General features: G+C 72.5%; 10 protein-coding genes and 1 pseudogene. 8 read left to right on the top strand and 3 right to left on the bottom strand.

Annotation, left to right across the window (positions count from 1 at the left end; genetic code table 11):
* The first annotated feature begins 200 nt into the window (after positions 1 to 200).
* The 3 genes and pseudogenes from HNR70_RS12780 (at position 201) to HNR70_RS12770 (ending at position 4,232) form a co-directional block, all read left to right on the top strand.
* On the top strand, positions 201 to 1,436 hold the full coding sequence (locus HNR70_RS12780) for an O-antigen ligase family protein (protein WP_246375741.1): 1,236 nt from the start codon (positions 201 to 203) through the stop codon (positions 1,434 to 1,436).
* A 469-nt stretch (positions 1,437 to 1,905) separates the two neighbouring features.
* A pseudogene (tdh, locus tag HNR70_RS12775) lies at positions 1,906 to 2,973 on the top strand (L-threonine 3-dehydrogenase).
* 41 nt (positions 2,974 to 3,014) lie between these two features.
* A complete protein-coding gene (locus HNR70_RS12770; RefSeq protein WP_184325990.1) occupies positions 3,015 to 4,232 on the top strand; it encodes a glycine C-acetyltransferase in 1,218 nt (405 codons plus the stop codon).
* Between the two features lie 138 nt (positions 4,233 to 4,370).
* On the opposite strand, the gene HNR70_RS12765 is transcribed toward HNR70_RS12770, so the two are convergent.
* On the bottom strand, positions 4,371 to 5,753 hold the full coding sequence (locus HNR70_RS12765; protein ID WP_184325989.1) for an MATE family efflux transporter: 1,383 nt from the start codon (positions 5,751 to 5,753) through the stop codon (positions 4,371 to 4,373).
* 137 nt (positions 5,754 to 5,890) lie between these two features.
* Between HNR70_RS12765 and HNR70_RS12760 the strand changes: the two genes are divergently transcribed.
* The 4 genes from HNR70_RS12760 to HNR70_RS12745 all read left to right on the top strand — a co-directional run bounded on the left by HNR70_RS12760 (position 5,891) and on the right by HNR70_RS12745 (position 12,815).
* Positions 5,891 to 9,343: an efflux RND transporter permease subunit gene (locus tag HNR70_RS12760; RefSeq protein ID WP_184325988.1), complete on the top strand. Its 3,453-nt coding sequence runs from the start codon at positions 5,891 to 5,893 to the stop codon at positions 9,341 to 9,343.
* A 159-nt stretch (positions 9,344 to 9,502) separates the two neighbouring features.
* Positions 9,503 to 11,221 carry a sensor histidine kinase gene (locus HNR70_RS12755; protein ID WP_184325987.1) on the top strand — a complete coding sequence of 573 codons (1,719 nt, stop codon included), beginning with the start codon at positions 9,503 to 9,505 and terminating at the stop codon, positions 11,219 to 11,221.
* The gene (locus tag HNR70_RS12750; RefSeq protein ID WP_184325986.1) at positions 11,218 to 11,907 is read left to right on the top strand and encodes a response regulator transcription factor; all 690 of its coding nucleotides are present in this window, start codon (positions 11,218 to 11,220) and stop codon (positions 11,905 to 11,907) included. The genes HNR70_RS12755 and HNR70_RS12750 overlap by 4 nt, the downstream gene beginning before the upstream one ends.
* Before the next feature lie 116 nt (positions 11,908 to 12,023).
* Positions 12,024 to 12,815, top strand: coding sequence for a hypothetical protein (locus tag HNR70_RS12745; protein WP_184325985.1), 792 nt, complete (start codon positions 12,024 to 12,026; stop codon positions 12,813 to 12,815).
* Between the two features lie 68 nt (positions 12,816 to 12,883).
* On the opposite strand, the gene HNR70_RS12740 is transcribed toward HNR70_RS12745, so the two are convergent.
* On the bottom strand, positions 12,884 to 13,672 hold the full coding sequence (locus HNR70_RS12740) for a ferritin-like domain-containing protein (protein ID WP_184325984.1): 789 nt from the start codon (positions 13,670 to 13,672) through the stop codon (positions 12,884 to 12,886).
* 1 nt (position 13,673) lies between these two features.
* Positions 13,674 to 14,621, bottom strand: coding sequence for a hypothetical protein (locus HNR70_RS12735; RefSeq protein ID WP_312857665.1), 948 nt, complete (start codon positions 14,619 to 14,621; stop codon positions 13,674 to 13,676).
* 164 nt (positions 14,622 to 14,785) lie between these two features.
* Here HNR70_RS12735 and HNR70_RS12730 point away from each other — a divergent pair, with 164 nt between their 5' ends.
* Positions 14,786 to 16,642 carry a hypothetical protein gene (locus HNR70_RS12730; protein ID WP_184325983.1) on the top strand — a complete coding sequence of 619 codons (1,857 nt, stop codon included), beginning with the start codon at positions 14,786 to 14,788 and terminating at the stop codon, positions 16,640 to 16,642.
* The last annotated feature ends 13 nt before the right edge of the window (positions 16,643 to 16,655 follow it).

Raw genomic sequence — 16,655 nt, 5'->3', positions numbered from 1 at the left:
CCCGGCGTGCTCTGCCGGCACCGCTGCGCACCCCTCACGTCCGGGTCGAGGCCCAATCTAGACCAGAATGGGGTGGTTCGGGAGGGTTTGTCCGTTTTAGCATGATTCCTCGCGCGGGATCGAGCGCTGCACTCCCGCTCCCTGCGTACTGCTTCTCCCACTCGATCGTCAAACGTCAGGGCGAGGACCGGAGGTCCGTGATGGGGACCCGTGCCGCAGCTGCTCGCGGAGCGCACAGCGCGCGCGTTCTCGGCATCGTCGTCGGGTTCGGCGTGCTGGCCGGAGCCTGGTGGGTCCTGGTCCTCGTCGGGGCGTCGGCCCGTGGCGCGGAGCTCGGCGCCTCCGCCCGGTACCTCGCCTTCCCACTCGCCCTGCTGCTGGGTCTCGGGATCGGTCGACTCGGCGCACGCCGGGCGGGGGGAGGTGCCGGCGTGCTGATCCCGGCCGCCGCGGCCTCGGCGGCGCTCGTGCTGCTGCTGGTCCCGCTGTACGCCAACGCGCAGGCCGCGGCCGGGGTGCAGCTCGTGGCGCTCAGCGGCCTCATGCTCCGCGGCGTGCGGGCGCGATCGCGTCCTCCTTCATCGGCCGACGGGGGCGCGGTGCCCCGGCCGGAGCGCGTCGCGCTGCTCACCCTGGCGCTCTGCGCCGTGACCGTCGTGCTCGGGGTGCTGCTCGCCGTGCGGTCCCAGGCCGCGGCGATCCTCCTGCTCCCGGTCGCCGCGGCCGCGGTGCTCCCCGCGGTCGGCGCAGGCAGGAGGACTGGGAGCGTGCGTGCGGTCGCCGTCGCGGGACTCGGGGCGATCGCGGCGGCGATCGCGGCGGTCCTGCTCCTCGCCCGGGCGGAGACCTGGCCGCGCGAGCTACGCGAAACGGAGAGCCTGAGCTATGCCCGCCATTCCCTGTGGAGCGATGCCCTGCTGCTCTGGTCCGCGCACCCGCTGACCGGTGCCGGTCCGGGGGCGTTCTACGACTACTCGGCGACCGCCCGCTCCGAGGAGCACCTGCGGGCCGTGCACTCCTCGATCCTCCAGGTCGGCTCGGAGTTCGGCCTTCTCGGGGCGCTGCTGCTGCTCGTCGTGCTCGCTGCCGGCGTTCTCCTTGCCGCCCGCGGTGACCCTGGTCCTGCCCTCCTCGGCATCGCCGCCTGGTCCGCCCTCGCCGTCCACTCGATGATCGACCACCTCTACGAGTTCCCGGTCGTGGTGATCCTCGCCGGCCTCGTGGTCGGCTGGGCCGGAGCGCGCCCGCCGCGCCCCACCGGCCCGCCCATCCCTACCGCCTTGCCACAAGCGCCCTCGCCTGCGAAGAGTCCGTCTGATGCCTGCTCGGGTCAGCAGTCGCATCGGGGCAGTCGCGGTGGAGGACAGCCGCTTCGTGGCGAGTTCTCCGAGCGTTCCCGGCCACGTCTATCGCGCGAAGTACCTCCTCGAAGCTAACCTGCCGTCCGCCAACTTTTCCCGCGCGTCGAACCCGGTGCTTCGTTCCCTGCGTGAGCACGGCCGAGCGCGCGCGTACGTCGCGCGCAACGGGAGTGATCACTCCGGTGTGGTCACGGGCGCTATGGAAGTCGGCCCCCCTCCCTATCGTGTGGTGAGTCGGGACGGAGTGGAGCAGGCCGGACTGTACGCCGTGGGTGTTCCTCTCGAAGGCATCCATTGGGGAACACAGCTCCAGCCTCTGGCGAAGACCAATTCGCGATTCCTGAGAGAGATCGATGCCGCGGCGCGCGATGCACTGTGCCCCGGCATCGATGGAGGTGCCCCCGGGGAGCCCGAAGCTGACGAGACCCCGCATGGAGAAGAGAGCGCGTGATCGCTCGACACGCAGAGATGTGTTCGGCGCTGGATGTCCGTGTACAGAAGTGGTGTTCCCGATCGCGGGGTGCCCTGAGAGCAAGGAGAAGTCATGCGCGCTCTGCGCAAGGTCGCACCCGGTGAGGGTCTGGAGCTGACCGAGGTCGAGGAGCCCGGATGCGGGCCCTGGGACGTGAAGGTGAAGGTGCTGCGCACCGGCATCTGCGGGACCGATCTGCACATCCTGGCCTGGGACTCCTCGGCCCAGTCGATGTGCGACACCGTCCCCTTCACCCCCGGGCACGAGTTCTACGGCGAGGTCGTGGAGGTGGGCGGCGAGGTCTCCGACGTCCGCGTCGGCGACCGGATCTCCGGCGAAGGCCACGTGGTGTGCGGGACGTGCCGCAACTGCCGCGCCGGCTGACGCCAGATGTGCAACCGCGTCCGCTCCGTCGGCGTGCAGCGCGATGGCGCCTTCGCCGAGTACGTCACCGTCCCCCACGAGAACGTGTGGGTCCACGAGCACGGCGGCCGCACCGACCTCATCAGCCCCGAGCTCGGCGCGGCCTTCGACCCGCTGGGCAACGCGGTCCACACGGCGCTGAAGTTCCCGCTGGTCGGCGAGGACGTGCTGATCACCGGCGCCGGCCCGATCGGGCAGATGGCCGCGGCGGTCGCCCGCCACGCCGGGGCCCGCTACATCACCATCACCGACATCTCCCCGCACCGCCTCGAGATGGCGAAGGACTGCGGCGCGGACGTCGTCCTGGACGTCTCCTCCACCCGGGTCGCGGATGCGCAGCGACAGCTCGGCATGCGCGAGGGCTTCGACGTGGGACTGGAGATCACCGGCCAGGCCCGGGCGCTGCAGGAGATGATCGAGAACATGAACCACGGCGGGAAGATCGCCCTGCTGGGCCTGCCCTTCCGCCAGTTCGAGATCGACTGGACCGCGGTCGTCACCCGCATGCTCACCCTGCAGGGCATCTACGGCCGCGAGATGTTCGAGACCTGGAACGCCATGTCCGCGATGCTGTCGACCTCCCAGACCCTGCGCAGCGCCATCGAGCGCACCATCACCGACGTGCTGCCCGCCACCGAGTGGGAGCAGGGCTTCGCCCTCGCCAGGGCCGGCACCGCCGGGAAGGTCCTGCTGGACTGGACCGCCCTCGACGCCTGACCCTCGGCCCCACCCCACTGACCCCGCCAGAACGGAACCGGATGTACACGGACCTCAAGGACCAGCTGACCGCCGAGCTCGACGAGATCGAGCAGGCCGGCACCTTCAAGCACGCGCGCGTCATCACCACCGCGCAGAGCAACCGGATCACCGCCGGTCCCGTCGGCCGGGACGGCGCCGAGGTGCTGAACTTCTGCGCCAACAACTACCTCGGCCTCGCCGACGACGCCCGCCTCGTCAACGCCGCGAAGACCGCCCTGGACGAGCGCGGCTTCGGCATGGCCTCGGTCCGCTTCATCTGCGGCACCCAGGACCTCCACCTCGACCTGGAGAAGAAGCTCTCCGCCTTCCTCGGCACCGAGGACACGATCCTGTTCTCCTCCTGCTTCGACGCCAACGGCGCAGTGTTCGAGCCGCTGTTCGGCAAGGAGGACGCGATCATCTCCGACGAGCTGAACCACGCCTCCCTCATCGACGGGATCCGCCTGTCCAAGGCCGCCCGCTACCGCTACCGCAACGCCGACCTCGACGACCTTCGCACCCAGCTCGAGGTCGCCGCCCAGCAGAACGACGGTCAGGGTGCACGCCGCACGATCATCGTCACCGACGGCGTGTTCTCCATGGACGGCTTCCTCGCACCGCTGCCCGGCATCTGCGACCTCGCCGACGAGTTCGGGGCGCTCGTGATGGTGGACGACTCCCACGCGGTCGGGTTCATGGGCGAGACCGGCGCGGGCACCCCCGAGCACTTCGGCGTCTCGGAACGGGTGGACATCTACACCGGCACCTTCGGCAAGGCCCTCGGCGGGGCCAGCGGCGGCTACGTCTCCGGTCGTCGCGAGATCGTCGCGATGCTGCGCCAGAAGGGCCGCCCCTACCTTTTCTCCAACTCGCTGGCCCCTTCGATCACCGCCGCGACCGTGCAGGCGCTCGAGCTGGTCGAGGGCAGCGCCGAGCTGCGCGCCACGCTGTTCCGCAACGCCGAGCTGTTCCGCTCCCGCATGAGCGAGGAGGGCTTCGAGCTGCTCCCCGGCGAGCACGCGATCGTGCCGGTGATGCTCGGCGACGCCGCGCTCGCCGGCCGCATGGCCGATGCGATGCTCGACCACGGCGTCTACGTCACCGCGTTCTCCTACCCGGTGGTGCCGAAGGGGAAGGCGCGCATCCGCGTGCAGCTCTCCGCCGCCCACACCGAGGAGGACGTCGAGGCTGCGGTGCAGGCCTTCGTCGCCGCCCGGGCCGAGGTGCAGGCGGGCTGACTGCCGGGGAGCGCCCCCCTGAAGAAGTGTCGTGAGCGTCGGAGCTCCGCCGTGTACGCGGAGCTCCGACGCTCACGACATGTTTCCAGGGGCTAGGTTCCACCCCAGCGTCCAGCCCCACCCCAGCGCCCAGCCCCCTCACCCCCCGAGCCGCATCCAGTCGTCGGTCCGCACCCGCAGGCCCAGGCTGATCGCCCGCAGCACCATGAACAGGAAGTTGCAGGCCAGCCACAGCATCGCCAGGCCCAGCGGACCCTCTGGCGACCACAGCCACACCGCTACCGCGCCCGGCAGGATGGCGATCGCGATGAGCGTGCCCGCCTTGGCGAGGTAGGGGGCGTCCCCCGCGCCCATCAGCACCCCGTCCAGCACGAACACGTACCCGGCGACGGGCTGGGTGATCACCAGGATCCACAGCGCGGCGCGCAGGCTCTCCTGCACGGCGACGTCCGGGGTGAACACCTCCGGGACCGTGTAGCTCGCCCCGAGCAGCAGCACCGAGATCACCGCGCCGCCGCCCACGCCCCACACCATCAGCCGCCTGGTCACCGCGCGGACGGTGTCCGGATCGGAGGCGCCGAGGAACCGGCCGGTCAGGGCCTGCCCCGCGATCGCCAGGGAGTCCAGCGCGAGCGCCAGCACGTTGAAGACGGTGTTGGTGAGCTGGTGGGCGGCCAGCTGCACGTCGCCGAGGCGGGTCGCGACCACGGTCGCGGAGATCAGCACGACGCGCAGGCTGAGGGTGCGCACGAACATCGGCACCGCGTCCCGCCCCACCGCCACGAGGTTGCCCAGCTGTGGGCGCAGGGCGATCCGCTCGCGGCGGGCGCGACGCACGATCACGGCCAGCAGCACCAGCGCCATACCCCACTGGGCGATGATCGTGCCGATCGCGGAGCCCGCGATCCCGAGCTCCAGGCCGAAGATCAGCATCCAGTTCAGGGGGATGTTCAGCAGCGCCCCGCCCACGGCGACCGCGAGCGGCAATGTCGCGTTCTGCATCCCGCGCACCAGCCCCGTCGCCGCCTGCACGGCGAGCATGGCGGGCAGGCCGAGGGCGCTCAGGCGCAGGTAGACCGTCGCCTCGGCGAGCACCTCGGGGGAGGGGCCGAACAGGGCCAGCAGCGGCTGGCCGGCGACGACCAGGGCGAGCGCGGCGGCGGCACCGACCAGCAGGGCGAGCGAGCACGCGTCGATGCCGCGGGAGATCGCCTCACGGGTGCGACCCGCGCCGAAGGAGCGCGCCACCGCGGCGGTCGTCGAGTAGGCGAGGAACACCGCGAGGCCCACCACGGTGGTGAGCACGGTGGAGGCGAGGCCGAGCCCCGCGAGCGAGGTGGTGGAGACCCGGGCGATGAACGCGGAGTCGACGAGCACGAACATCGGCTCGGCGACCAGTGCGCCGAGACTCGGGATCGCGAGGCGCAGGATGTCCCGGTCGACGGTGCGCCTGGCCCGCTCGTCGTCGGGGGAGGGGGCTGCGTCCTGCACCCCACCATTGTGGCCCGCGAACGCGACCATCGTCGGGTCCGTCCTTTCAGGCGCCCGTGAGACAGTTCCCGGGGAGCATTCGGCGTCCGGGACGGGGCCGCGCCCCACCCTCCGATCCACCCCGCCCGGCCGGCACCACCCCCGTCGGCCGCACCCCGAGGAGCACGATGAACCGTCTGGCCACTCTGAGCCTGAACAACAGGTCCTTCATCGCCCTGGTCTGCATCGCCGTGTCGATCATCGGCGTGTTCGTGATGACCACGATGCGCCAGGAGCTGATCCCGTCGGTGTCCCTGCCGCAGATCCAGGTGATGACCACCGCGCCCGGCTCCTCCTCGGAGCAGGTGCGCGACCGCATCACGGCCCCGATCGAGCAGTCGCTCTCGGGGCTGGAGAACGTGGAGGGCACCTCCTCCACCTCGCAGGCCGGCCTGTCGATCGTCACCGTCGAGCTCACCTACGGCACCGACACCGCCCGCTCCTCCAACCAGGTCGACGCCGCGCTCAGCCGCATCGAGGACCAGCTGCCGTCGGACGCGGACCCGCAGGTCATCGCCGGCGGCACGAGCGACCTGCCCGCCGTGGTCCTCTCCGTCTCCTCCGACCTCTCGCCAGCCGATCTCGCCTCTCGCCTCGAGGCCTCCGTGACCCCGGAGCTCGAGCGCGTGGACGGCGTGTCCTCCGTCGCCGTGATCGGCGCCCCGGAGGAGATCGTCCGCATCACCCCGGACGAGGCCGCGATGGCCGAGCACGGCCTGACCGACAACGACATCACCACGGCGCTGGACGCCTCCGGCCTGTCCCTGCCGGGCGGCTCGGTCACCGATGACGGCCGCACCCTGGACGTGGTGCTCGGGCAGAGCGTGGACAGCGTCGAGAGCCTCGAGGCGATCATGCTGATCCCCGAGACCGACACCGGCACCGACGCACAGCCTCAGGCGCCGCCTCAGCCCGTCGCGCTCTCCGAGGTCGCGACCGTCGAGCGCACCGAGCAGGACGCCACCTCCATCTCCCGCACCAACGGGCGCGAGTCGCTCGTGCTCATGGTGACTGCGACCGTGGACGGCAACGTCGTGGACATCTCCGACGGCGTCGAGTCCGTCCTCGACGACACCCTCCCGGGCGTCGGCGGCTCCGCCGAGGCGGACGTCGTCTTCGACCAGGCCCCCTTCATCGAGGAGTCGATCCTGGCGCTCGCCGAGGAGGGTCTGCTGGGCCTGCTCTTCGCGATCGGCGTGATCCTGCTGTTCCTGCGCCGCGTGCGCCCCACTGTGGTCACCGCGATCTCGATCCCGACCTCGCTGCTCATCGCATTCATCGGCATGTACGTCACCGGGTACACGCTGAACATGCTGACCCTGGCGGCGCTGACGATCTCCATCGGCCGCGTGGTCGACGACTCGATCGTGGTCATCGAGAACATCACCCGCCACCTCGCCTACGGCAAGACCAAGCGCCGGGCGATCCTCGACGGCGTCGGCGAGGTCGCCGGCGCCATCACCGCCTCCACCCTCGCCACCGTCGTGGTGTTCCTGCCGATCGCCGTGGTCGCGGGCATGGCCGGGGAGCTGTTCCGGCCCTTCGCCCTCACCGTCGGCATCGCGATGCTGTCCTCCCTGCTGGTGGCGCTGACGATCGTGCCGGTGCTCGCGTACTGGTTCCTCAGGCCGCCGAAGGGGCACGAGGACGTCGACCCCGAGGACGCCGCGCAGGTCGCGAAGGTCCGCGAGGAGGCCGAGGCGAAGGAGGAGCGCACCTGGCTCCATCGGATCTACGCCCCGCTGCTGCACCTGGTGCTCGACACCCTGCCGCGCCGCCTCATCACCCTCGTGGCCGCCGTCGCGATCCTGGTCGGCACCGTGTTCCTGCTGCCGCTGGTGAACATCTCCTTCCTCGGCGACAGCGGGCAGAACATCGCCTCGATCACCCAGACCCTGGCGCCCGGCACGAGCCTTCAGCAGTCCTCCGAGAAGGCCACCGAGTCCGAGGACGCGCTGCTGGAGATCGACGGCGTCCAGACCGTGCAGACCACCATCGGCGGCGGCGGGTTCGGCTTCGGTGGCGGCGAGAACGAGGTCAGCTTCTCGATCACCACCGATCCCGACGCCGACCAGGAGGTGCTGCTGGACGAGATGGTCGCCGCGCTCGAGGCCCTGCCCGAGCCCGGTGACGTCGAGGCCGCGGACATCGCCTCCCCGACCGGCTCCAACTCGGTGGACATCCTCATCACCGGCCCCACCGCGGAGGACCGCCAGGCCGCGAACGACGCGATCCTCGCCGAGCTCGACCCGGTCCCGAACGGCGTCTCCGAGGTCACCAGCGACCTGCAGGCCGACCAGCCGACGGCCGTGGTGACCGTGGACCGCGAGGCCGCCGCGCAGCGCGGCCTCACGGAGGAGGCCGTGATCGGCATGGTCGCCCAGCAGATGTACCCCGGCGCGATCGGGACCATCACCCTGGACGACAAGGAGCTGGACATCTACGTCGAGGGCGGCGAGTCCATCGACACCTTCAACCAGCTGCAGGACATCACCCTCATGAGCACGATCCCGTTGCAGGACGTCGCCACCGTCGAGGAGTCCCTCTCCCGCCCGGAGATCGCCACCCAGGACGGTCTGGAGACGGTGACCGTGTCCGTCGTCCCGTCCGGGGAGGACGTGTCGGTCGCGACCGAGGCCGCGAACGACGCGATCGACGCCGCGGACCTGCCCGAGGGCGTCGAGGCGACGATCGGCGGCACCGCCGCGGACATCGACGAGACCTTCGGCCAGCTCGGCATCGCCATGCTCGCCGCGATCCTGCTGGTGTACGTGCTGCTGGTGTGGATCTTCAAGTCCCTGATCCAGCCGCTGATCCTGCTGGTCTCGATCCCCTTCGCGGCGATCGGCTCCCTCGGCCTGCTGATCATCACCGGTGTGCCGCTGGGCCTGCCCTCGATGATCGGCCTGCTGATGCTGGTCGGCATCGTGGTCACCAACGCGATCGTGCTCATCGACCTGGTGAACCAGTACCGCCGCGCGGGCATGGGCCTGGAGGCGGCGCTGCACCTCGGCGCCGCCAAGCGTCTGCGCCCGATCCTCATGACCGCCGCCGCGACGATCTTCGCGCTGATCCCGATGGCGCTCGGCATCACCGGCAACGGCGGCTTCATCGCCCAGCCGCTCGCGGTCGTGGTGATCGGCGGCCTGATCTCCTCGACCCTGCTCACCCTGGTCATCGTCCCGGTGCTGTACCGGATGACCGAGGGCCCGGGGGAGCGCAGGCGCCTGCGCGAGGAGGAGCGCATGGCCGGGCTGCGCGACCGCCGCGCGGGCGGCGGGTCGGCAGGCGGCGGGTCGGCGCGCGCCGGTTCGGCGGGTGTGTCGTCGGCCGACGGGCATGCGGCCGACGCGGCTGCGGCCGACGAGCCCTCCGCCTCCGCGCCGCGTCCCGCGGCGACCGCGACCGCGCAGCAGCGCGACCTCGCCCAGCGTCGCCCCGACCTGCGCAGCGGCGCCGCGTCGGCCGGAACGGCTGGCACGGCCGGGGCGGCAGGCACTGCCGGATCTTCGCCCCGTCGCTCCCTCAAGGAGCGCGGCGGCATCGTCGGCCTCGTGAAGAAGCGCCTCGGGCGCGACTGACGGGCGCGGCTGCTCCGCTCCCACTGCGGGCCCGGTCCTCGTGACCGGGCCCGCAGTGCAACCCGCATCGGTCCCGAACTGTCCGATCCCCTACGATTCCGGCAGGGCCCGCCGCGCGCAGGGGCCCACGAGCACAGCACGGCGAGCGAAGGGACCGCGATGGCACGGGCGAGCTCCCGCGACCGCACCCGCGGCACCGTCGCGCCACGGAGCATTGCCGCGTCCCGCACCACCGAGACCCCCGCCCCCGGCGCGGCACCCGCCGCCGCCGCGCCCCGGGGCCTCGGCCGCCTCACCCGTAACTGGACCGTCCGCACCCGCGTGCTGACCACCCTGCTCGCCCTGATCGCGATCGGCCTCGCGATCACCGGCGCACTCACCTTCGCCGCACAGTTCCGGGCCCTGGACCAGCGGGTCGATGCGGAGCTCTGGCAGGAGTACAGCGAGCTGGAGCTGATCGCGCAGTCCACGGGCGACGACGGCAACCCCACCCACACCACCGTGGACAGCGTGCTGCTGCGCGCCACCGACTCCGCCGCCCCGTCGGACCACGAGTCCGTGATCGCGATGATCGACGAGGAGCCCCGCTACCAGCCGCGCCAGCAGGACTTCGCCCTCCTGCCGCAGGCCACCGAGGACATGACCGTCTCCGAGGCGGCGACCGTCCGCGAGGAGTCCGAACGGGTCCGGCAGCAGCTCCTGGCGGCGCACGCCCCGAACTCCACCGTGATCGTGCCGATGGAGGTGCACGGCCGCGATCTGCGCGTCCTCATCGCGTCCGTGACCGTCGCGGGTGACCCCGCGCAGGGGCTCTTCGTGGTCGCCAACGACATCGGCGCCCAGCGCACCGAACTGTGGCGCTCCGTCGCCGTGTTCACCATGCTCGCGGTCCTCGCCCTGCTGCTCGCCGGGGGCGTCGGCTACATCGTCACCGGGCGCCTGCTGCGACCGCTCGAGGACCTGCGCGCCGCGACCGAGCAGATCACCGTCGCGGACCTCGAGTACCGGGTGCCCGTGCCCGCCGGCGGCGACGAGATCTCGGCGCTGGCCACGAACTTCAACCGCATGCTGGGCCGCATCCAGGAGGGCTTCGCCGAGCAGCGCCGCTTCATGAGCGATGTCGGCCACGAGCTGCGCACCCCGCTGACCATCGTGCGCGGCACCCTGGAGACCACCGACGTGGACGACCCCGCTGACGTCGCCGAGTCCCATGGCATCGCGATGGATGAGCTGGATCGGATGGGCCGCGTCGTCGGGGACCTCTCCGAGCTCGCCGCCTCCAGCCGCCCCGACTACGTCAAGCCCCGCCCCATCGACCTGGACGCCTTCACCCGCTCCGCCTTCGCCCGCATCGAGCACATCGCCGAGCGCACCTGGATCCTCGAGCACAGCGTCGACGTCGTCGCCGACGCCGACGAGCAGCGCCTCACCCAGGCCGTGGTGCAGCTGGCCGCCAACGCCGCCCGCTACAGCGACGAGGGTACCCGGGTCTGGTTCGCCGTGGACCGGGTGCTGGGCCCGGACGGCCCCGAGATCCACGTCAGCGTGCGCGACGAGGGCATCGGCATCGCCCTGGAGGACCAGCGCCGCATCTTCGAGCGCTTCGCCCGCATCGACGCCTCCCGCGGCTCCGGCTCGGGCCTCGGCCTGCCGATCGTGCGCGCGATCGCCGAGGGGCACGGCGGCGTGGTGCGCCTCTTCTCCGAGCCCGGCCACGGCTCGACCTTCACGGTCGTGTTCCCGCAGCACCGCCCGCATGCGCCCGCCGTAGGTGAGAGCGCCGCCCCCCATACTGGAGGGCGGGAGGCGCCCCTCACCGACGACGAGACCGACCGACCGACCCGGACCGACCGACCAGCCCGGAAGGAGCAGGGATGAGGATCCTCATCGCCGAGGACGAGGCGCGCATCGCGCGGTTCATGGAGCGCGGCCTGAAGGCCAACGGCTACGCCACCACCGTCGTCGCCGACGGGATCTCCGCCCTGGACCTCGGCTCCAGCGGCGACTTCGACCTGCTGATCCTGGACGTGGGCCTGCCCCGCATGGACGGCTTCCAGGTCCTCAAGGCCCTGCGCGACATGGACGTGCAGATCCCGATCCTCATGGTCACAGCCCGCACCGGCGTCGAGGACACCGTCCAGGGCCTGGAGAGCGGCGCGAACGACTACATCGCCAAGCCCTTCCGCTTCGAGGAGCTGCTGGCCCGGGTGAAGCTGCGCGCCCGCGAGGCGACCGCGGGGGCGGGCTCGGCCGGGGCCGACGTGCTCACCCTCGGCGACCTGTCCGTGGACCTGCGCACCCGCATCGCCAGCTGCACCGTCGACGGGGAGCCGCGCGAGGTCGAGCTGTCCTCGCGCGAGTTCACGATGGCGCGGGTGTTCCTGGAGAACCCCGGCCAGGTCCTCACCCGGGACCTGCTGCTGTCCAAGGTGTGGGGCTACGACTATGACGGCGCCTCGAACGTGGTGGACGTGTACGTCGGCTACCTGCGCGGGAAGATCGGCGCGCCGCGCCTGGTCACCGTGCGCGGCGCCGGGTACAAGATGGTCGACCCGGCCGCCTGACCGGGGCGGGCCCCGCGCCCGCACCACCCCCGTCGGCGCGCCGCGCGGGTGCTTCATGAGAGGCCTCTCATGTCGCGTTCACGCAGGTCTCATCGCCCCTGGACAGCATGTCCGGCATGAAGACCCTGCGGACCACCGGGATCATCGTGGCCGTCGCGATCGCGGCGGTCGCGCTCGCGCTGCTGCCCATCCTCCAGGGCCAGGACCAGCCCGAGGCGCGGCCCGGCATCACCGTCGGCGACCCCGTCCCGTCCGACGGCGCCGGTGCGGGCGGCGCGGAATCCCTCGGGAGCTCCGGTCCCGGTGGCTCGCGAGCGTCCGACGGGGGCGGGGCCGACGGTGCGGCCACCGCCGGAGGCTCGGCCACCGCGGGTGCCTCGCCGGGTGCGGACGGCTCGGCGGGCGCGGACGACACGGCGGGTGCCGGGGGAGCGGCCGACGGGAGCGCTGCGGCGACCGGGTCCGGCGAGGCCGTCGCCCTCCCGCGGCCCGACGCGACCGAGCAGCCCATCCGCGGCATCCACTCCGACACCGGCGTCGGTGCGATGGAGGCCCGGCCCTCGCCCACGCCGCCGCCCGCCCCGGCCCCCGCCCCGCCGCCCGCCCCGGCCCCCGCCCCGGCGCAGCAGCCGCGCTCGAGCGCGTCCGGCAGCAGCGGGGCCGGCTCCTCGTCCGGCTCCGGCTCGTCCGGCTCCAGCTCCTCATCGGGCTCCGGCTCGTCCGGCACGCGCTCCTCGAGCTCCGGCTCCTCCTCCGGCGGCGCGAAGAGCACCCCTGCGCGGCCGTCCGGCGTGTGCGAGTGGGACGACGGCGAGCTCGAGTGCGACGACGACGATGACGATGACGACGACGATGACGATGACGACGACGACGATGATGATGACGACGATGATGATGACGACGACTGAGCCGGCGTCATGACCGCCCGGCGGCCGGCAGGCCCCGTCGGCCGCGAGCGGTGAGGATCAGGCGCTGATCAGGCGGGGACGCCGAGGCGCGCGAAGGCGTTCTTGAAGATCGTCAGACGGTCCAGGCCCGGCATCTTCTGCACCCGCTTGTCGAGCTTGTCCAGCTCGCCGCCCTTGTAGGCGAAGAGGTGGTTCATGACGTGCTTGACCTCGGACTCGTCCATCATCCCGCTGCCCACGGGCTTCCACACCTTGGACATGATCAGCCGGGTCAGCTTCTGGGCCGCCTCGGAGTTCTCCAGGTGCGTGCGGGCGTTGGTGGTGTAGAACGCGACGTGGCGGGTCTCCTGCTGCGCGATGCGCTTGAGGAGCGGGGACAGCGCCGGATGATCGGTCATCGCCGAGAGGCGGCGGTACGCCGCGACGGCCGAGAGCTCGTTGGCCGCACCCCAGGTCATGTGCACGGCGACGAAGTCGGTGCCGGCGAGGTTGGACAGGGCCGACTGCTTCATCGGGCCGAGCGCCGCCTTCCAGCCCAGCTTCACGCGCTTGGCCTTGATCTCGTCGTAGTCCACGACGATCCCGTGCTTGGCCAGCACCATCGCCAGCGCCTCGCCGTGCCAGAACTCCTCGCGGTTCCACATGGTCATGAAGCCGCCGGTCTCCTCCTCGCGGTGCGAGGGGGTCACCAGCAGATCGCGCAGGAAGCAGGAGGTGTGGTACTCGACATCGCACATGTAGCGCAGCGAGCGCAGGGTCTGGTCGTCCAGCGGCTGGGAGTCGAAGGTGTCGAAGTCCAGGTCCTCGTACTTGACGGGGACGGACGTCTCGGCGAACTGGTCGATGTCGAAGGCCATGTCACTCTCCGGTGCGAGGAAGCGAGCTGAGGTAGGGGTCCGGGAGGTCGGGCGCCGGCAGCAGCCGGGTGATCTCGTAGCGGGCGCGGCGCAGGGCCGCCCGGTCGCGCGACTCGGCCCCGATGACCTGCAGCGCGGGCTTCAGGTCCGGGTCGATGATGCCGCCGCCGTCCAGCGGCGAGTCCAGCGAGAGCACCAGGCGCGCCACGGCGGCCTCGCGGGGGGAGCGGATGATGCGGCCGCTGGCCTCAGCGGTGAAGAATTCCACCGCCGCGTCGTGCCGCTCGATGACGGTCTCGACCACGCGCAGCGCCTCACCGCTCAGACGGCGGGCCACGGCGTGGAGCGCGGCCTGCAGGGATGCCTCCTGGATCGCCATGCGGGCCATGTGCCCGGCGGCCAAGGCCTCGCCCGCGAACTCGTTCCACAGCGGGCTGATCAGCGGCTGGATCCGGTCCACGTGGATGCGGCGAAGGGCGTGCAGGGGATGGGGACGGTGGCGCAGCGTGGGCCGCTCCACCGGGTGGTCGCCGGTGAGCAGGTCGCGCAGCGCGCGGGCCTGCCAGTACCGGTCCACGAGCCAGGTCGCCAGGAACGCGGTGATGCGGGCCTCGTTGGCGGTGACGGTGGCGAGCATGGCCCGCGACTCGGCCAGCGCCGAGGACTCCAGGCGCTGCAGCGCGCCGAGCGCGAGGCGCACCGGCTCCTCGAGCCCGCCCTCGGCCTCGACCTTCGCGGTGTCCACGTCGAGGCGACCGGTGCCGCGGCGCACGTACTCGGCGACGTCGAAGTCGGTCAGCAGCACCCGGGTGATCGACCCGTCCAGATGGAGGTGCCCGGCGAACGGCCCCTCCCGCGGCATCGACGTGTGCGGGTCTGGAGTCGGTGCCGGACCGTCCTGAGCGTCGTGAGCGGGGGTCGACGAGCCCACGGTCAGGTCGACGGTCACCTTCCACCTCTTTCGCGGTTCGCGGCCTGGTGCCCGCAGGGCTCGTGGTACGAGCCCGCACGGCCCCGGATGGACCGAGTCCAGTGTAGGGAAGGGAGCCTGTCCGCGGGCTGGTCGACAGCCCCTGGGGGCGCCCGGCGAGACTTGGTAGGTTTCGCCCTGTGATGACCTCCGGCGCCGCCTCGCTCCCGGTCGCGGGAGACGACCGCGCTCGGGCCGACCTGCCGGATCTCGATGCCCTGAGGGTCGCGCTGGGCCCGGCGGAGCTTCCCCTGCGCCACCCGCGCTCGGTCCGCGAGGCCGCGCTGAGGGTGAGTGATCTCATACACTCCGGCCGCCTGCGCGAGGCGCGCCGCCTCGCCGAGGAGTTCCGTGACGTCCCCGCGCCGACGGAGGACCGCTACGCCCTGACCCGCGCCGCCCTGCGCGGGGCGCTCCACACCGGGCGGGCCGACGGGATCCAGGAGATCGCCGCGGACCTGGTCTCCCTGCTGCACCGCGCCGGGTATTCCGAGCAGGCCGCAGCCGTCGTGCAGGTGCTGCTCGAGCGCGGCCCGCTGTCCTCTGGGCCGACGGGCCGCACCCGCGCCGCGCTCGCCACCGGCGGCGGGGCGGGGGTTGGTGCTCCCGGCTCCGCCCTGGTCGACGCCTCCGCCGCTGCCTCCCGCGCTGCCTCCGCCGATGGCGTCGGCGCCAGCGCGGGCTCCCGGCGCGGCCGCCGGCGGGGCGAGGCGATCACACCCTCCGCCGAGATGCTCTCCGTGGTCCGCTCGCTCGAGCGCACCGCCCTGCCCGGCGACGCGGGCGAGGGCGCCGGGATCGACCCCCGCCGCGCCGCCGCCCGCCTCCGCGCCGCGCTCGCCGCCCTCCCCGCGGTGCGCGACCGCCTGCTCGTGGACCCCGAGCCGGAGCTGCTGCTGCGTCTGGCCCAGTCCCTCGAGGCGATCGGCGACCGCGCCGGCGCCACCACCGCCGTCCTGGACGTGCTGGACCTCCACGAGGACGCCGCGGCCGACGCGGGCGAGCAGCCCCGGGACCCCTCGCGCCTGGTCATCGCCGCGCACGCCGTCCTCGCCCGCACCCTCGGCATCGAGCACCCCGTCACCGCCGTGCACCACGCCGTCGAGGCGCTGGACTCCCTGCACGAGATCGAGGACCCGCCGCTGCGGACCGGGCTGATCACCTCCCTGCTGCAGGCGCTCATGGCCGCCGGGGACACCGGCCGCGCGAGCTTCACCGCCGGGCGCCTGCTCTCCCTGCAGCGCACCCTTGACAGTGATGAGCAGCGGATCGCGCCGCTGCTGGCCGTGGCCGCCCAGCGCGTCCAGGCCGAGCGCTACGACGCCGCCTGGGTGCCGCTCGAGCAGGCCCGCGCCCTCGCCCACGAGCACCGCGACCACCGGGCGTTGCTCGAGGCGGCACGGCTCTCCGCCAGCATCCACGAGCGCCGCGGCGACCTTTCAGGCTCCCTCGGTGAGCTGCAGCGCCTGGCCTTCCAGGCCCGCTGGCTCGTCGACGACCTCGACACCCCGCGCCCCGAGCAGGCGCTGATGCTGCGCACCGAGCTCGAGGCCAATGCGCTCGCGCTGCGCCGCGCCCTGGACCTCGGCCGCAGCGGCGCCGTCCACGTCGCCGCCCGCGAGATCGAGCGTCGCACCCGCCCGGACGCGACCGCACTGCTCCCGGCGGAGTTCCTGTGGGACCACCTCGTCGACGCCCGCGTCGGCGTGTTCATCGCCGCCGGGGAGGCCCTCGCCCAGGACACGGACGGGGCCGACGAGGAGCTGTACGAGCGGCGCCGCCGCGAGGTGCTCGAGGCGATCGGGCAGATGCCGCCCGGGCACGATGTGCGCGCCCGCTACTGGGCCGCCTACCTCGACGACCGCCACGCCCATCTCCTCGCCGCCCGCGACGAGTCCGAGGCCGCGCGCAGGGCCGCCCGCCGTGCCCGCGACGCCTATGCGGACCTCGGCCTGGACGGGGACGCCGCCCGCGTCGCGGACCTGCTCGCCGGCGCCTGAGCCCGATCCGCGG

Origin of the sequence: Brachybacterium aquaticum (assembly GCF_014204755.1) — a bacterium.
In the GTDB taxonomy this organism is placed as follows: Bacteria; Actinomycetota; Actinomycetes; order Actinomycetales; family Dermabacteraceae; genus Brachybacterium; species Brachybacterium aquaticum.
Note: the sequence above shows the minus strand (reverse complement) of the source record. Positions and strands in the feature narration are given on the sequence as shown.